The sequence below is a fragment of the Pelagicoccus enzymogenes genome, from assembly GCF_014803405.1.
Lineage (GTDB): Bacteria > Verrucomicrobiota > Verrucomicrobiia > Opitutales > Opitutaceae > Pelagicoccus > Pelagicoccus enzymogenes.
Genome location: NZ_JACYFG010000011.1, coordinates 1 through 3513, shown reverse-complemented (window position 1 = coordinate 3513; position 3513 = coordinate 1). Strand labels below are relative to the sequence as shown.

The window sequence follows — 3513 nt, the reverse complement described above, 5'->3', positions numbered from 1 at the left end:
TTACCACTGAGGCTAGGAGTCAAGCTGCTATATCAGTTTTTCATGGAATCTTGCAGGTACGCGCATATCGGGCTTCCTTTCGCTTTTAGTCGTTCTATATAGAGCCCTTCGTCGTAGGCGGTTCGAGTCTTCCACATCCGGTATATTATCCTCTGCCACTTGTAGGCCAGCTCCCGCATGGCGCAGTTGTAGGTCATTCCCGCGGCCTTCTTCATCCTCCAGAACGCGGACGCCCAGGAGCTCCACTTTATCGACTCGCCGGCGAACTCCACGAAGGTCTGCATCAGGAACCTCGGCCGGGAGTAGCGGCGGTGCACGATGCGCTTCTTGCCGCTGCTCTGGGTAACGGGGGCGACCCCGCTGTAGCGCTGCAGGGCCTCGCGGCTGGAGTAGCGGGAGCGGTCCTCGCCCATGGCCGAGAGCAGCCGCGGCCCTAGAGCCGGACCGGCTCCGGGAAGGCTGTCGAAGATCGGCTTGTCCTCCGACTCGGCGTAGCGCCGGGCCAGCTCCTGGTCGTATCTCGCGATGGCCCTCGAGCAGGCCTCGATGTGGTCCAGGCAGCTGGAGATTCGAAGCTCCATGACGTCCATGATCGCGGGGTCGTCGGTCAGGACGACGGACTCGGCCACCACCCGCAGGCGCTCCTCGATCACGTCCCTGCGCGAGCAGTGGGAGCTGCGGTAGAAGGCCGCCATCTCCTCGGGGTCCGCCTCGCGGGCCGCCTGCAGCGAGGGCCAGCGGCGAAGGAAGCCTATCGCCATGGGGGCGTGCAAGTCCCTGCCCAGCAGCGCCAGGGCCTGCGGGAAGCTGCTTTTTAGCAGCGACTTGAGGCGGTTGCACTGCTCGACCTGCCGGTCGACCTCCCCGCGGCGGGCCTTGGAGAGCGAGTCGATCCTGCGCATGGCCGCGCTGTCCAGCCGGTGGGCCCGGAGCTTGTCGCGGTGCGAGGCCAGCAGCTGGGCGAGGACCTCGCAGTCCAGCAGGTCGCTCTTGGCCCCGGAGCCGTTGAAGGCCTTGCGGAAGCGGGCCGGCACGCTGGGGTTGAGGGCGTAGACCTCCAGCCAGCCGCGCGGGCACAGGAAGGCTACCAGGTCGGGAGCGGGCATCTCGAAGGCCACCGCGACGCGGGCCTCGGGATGCTCGGAGCGAAGCCTCGCCAGCCACGCGCCCAGTTCGTCGGGGCTGTTGGCCAGCTTGTCGAAACGCGGACTGGAGCCCGCCCGCAGGGAGGCGAGGCAAACGTCCAGGGTTGCGTCGGAACGGTCGATCCCGATCGCGAAGTCCAGGGGCTTTTCCTTCATCGTGTCATAGTCGGTTGAGGGTTGCGGAAAGCTCGTCCTTGACCGGCAGCGACAGCAATATAGAGTGGTCCGTGCAGAGGGCTTCCACCGAGGAGTCGTCAAAAAGTCAAGGCGCTACCCGCAGCCCGGAACGGTAAGGTCACAGTCCTCCAGGGGACGCCGCGTATTTGTTCCTGGACTGCGGGCGAGCGCTGAAATTGTAATGAAAAGCCAAACGGAGTCCAACCCCGCCGGAAGTTATTCACAATGCCCCGAAAGCGAGCTCTTCGGCCCGCGCCTTTCGGGCATCATGAATAACTTCTCCTAGCCTATATACGCGTATGGCTTTCACGTTGGGTAGAAAGAAATGAAGAAGATCAAACTAGATGTATCCAAGATTTCTGACTGGGATTCATTTCATGATTTCTTCAGCGAAGAATTAGGATTCCCCGACTACTACGGAAGAAATATGGATGCATGGATTGATTGTGTCGGCGATCTATTCGAGCAAGGAAACGATCTACTCTGCTTCGAACTCGAAGAAATGAAGGATCTAAAAGAAAGAAGTAAGGAGATCTACGAAGCGATAAACGAATGCTCAGCTTTCGTGAACTATCGCATGACAGAGCAAGGACAAGATTCGATACTTTCACTGTCTTACGCATAAGAATGACTTACCCAACCAGACATCGCACACAATGGCGGCAAACGCTCGCCTCTTTCATAACGACCCCATGAAAATCAACCTCTACAGACTTGGAACCTCAACCGAAGCCGCCATCGTGTGGATTTGACGTTAGTGAGAAAACAATGCACGTATTCATCGATACAAACATCCTTCTCAACTTCTTCCATTTTACAAAGGACGAGTTAAGCGCTCTGGGTGACGTATTCGCATCTCATGAAAGAGGAGCGGCTAAAGTCCATCTAACGGTTCAAGTAAGAGACGAGTTTCGACGGAATCGCGAAAAGAAGATTAGTGACGCACTCAAAAAATACAAAGAGACCGTAAGAAGTGTTCAGTTCCCTTCATTTATGAAGCCGTATGAACAGTACACCGAAATTCGATCACTCTCGAACAAGATGCAGGCAGCATCCAAGGAACTCCTTGAGAAGCTCAATGAAGATATATCCACAAAGTCATTACACGCAGATCAGCTAATATCCAAGATTTTTGAGGAATCAGACTTTTCTTCACTCCCAGAGGAATATTACGCGAGAGCGAAAGCCAGGATGGATATGGGAAATCCACCCGGAAAGAACGGATCTATCGGTGACGCAATAAACTGGCTGATTCTGCTAGACAAGGTGCCAGAAACGGAGGATCTGCATATTATTAGCGAAGATGGCGACTTTTACTCTATCTTAGACGACTCAAAAGCACATCCATTCCTAATCGAAGAATGGAAAGAAAAGAAGAATTCAGAATTACATACATACAGAACGTTGGATTCATTCCTAAAGGCTAGATTCGATGGCATAGAGTTTTCTTACGATAGCAAAAAAGAAGAGTTAATAGATGATTTGAAGTGTTCTGGCTCTTTTGCGACAACACATTATTTAATAGGAAAGCTAGAGCAGTTTAGCTATTACTCACTGAGTGAGGTAGAACGAATATTGGAGGCGGCGTTAGAGAACGGGCAGTTTGGAGGTATAGTCACTGATTATGACGTTTCAGATTTCCTCAATCGTGTGGCCGCACCGCACCTTGATAGGCTTCGAAAGAAGGAGCACAAAGAGATCATCAAAGACGTGATTGAAGAAAAATCTGGAAGAAATGAATAACCCTAACCAGGCGCATCAGACAACGAGCGCAAGCGCTCGCGTCTGAGCTTGGCGATATGCAAAACAAATGATTAGCAATCCACAGTTTTACGGTGTCACCATCTTGATCGGGTTCATCGTTTCGTTGGCTTTCAGAAAGGAAGAGCAAGCACCGAATTGGATGAAGTGGGTTTTGATCAGTGCTCCTTTGACTTGGACGCTGCTGGGAATAATTATGATCGTGTCCGTCGGAGATAAAAGTATAGACGGTATTCAGGATATCCTCACATATTTTGATGCTGGACGCTTCTTCGAAGCGAACGGTTACAGAAAAGCATTCTTCGTCATAGCTATTCTTTTCACTACCTACTTCAGCTTACTCTTCAGCTTCTGCTGGGCAGTAAAAAATAAAGCATATCAAGTCGGTGCTCACAACGTGCGCAAGCGCACGCCGTGAGACCTCAGCGTT

4 protein-coding genes are annotated in these 3513 nt (G+C 53.1%); 3 read left to right on the top strand and 1 reads right to left on the bottom strand.

Features of this window, described 5'->3' with window-relative positions; all coding sequences use genetic code 11:
- Window positions 1–32: 32 nt before the first annotated feature.
- The gene (locus tag IEN85_RS09120) at window positions 33–1301 is read right to left on the bottom strand and encodes an IS110 family RNA-guided transposase (RefSeq protein ID WP_191616790.1); all 1269 of its coding nucleotides are present in this window, start codon (window positions 1299–1301) and stop codon (window positions 33–35) included.
- Window positions 1302–1647: 346 nt separating this feature from the next.
- Here IEN85_RS09120 and IEN85_RS09115 point away from each other — a divergent pair, with 346 nt between their 5' ends.
- The 3 genes from IEN85_RS09115 to IEN85_RS09105 all read left to right on the top strand — a co-directional run bounded on the left by IEN85_RS09115 (window position 1648) and on the right by IEN85_RS09105 (window position 3501).
- A complete protein-coding gene (locus IEN85_RS09115; protein WP_191616789.1) occupies window positions 1648–1947 on the top strand; it encodes a barstar family protein in 300 nt (99 codons plus the stop codon).
- 143 nt (window positions 1948–2090) lie between these two features.
- Entirely contained in the window at window positions 2091–3065 is a 975-nt protein-coding gene (locus IEN85_RS09110; protein ID WP_191616788.1) for a PIN domain-containing protein, read from the top strand.
- A 67-nt stretch (window positions 3066–3132) separates the two neighbouring features.
- Window positions 3133–3501: a hypothetical protein gene (locus tag IEN85_RS09105; protein ID WP_191616623.1), complete on the top strand. Its 369-nt coding sequence runs from the start codon at window positions 3133–3135 to the stop codon at window positions 3499–3501.
- The last annotated feature ends 12 nt before the right edge of the window (window positions 3502–3513 follow it).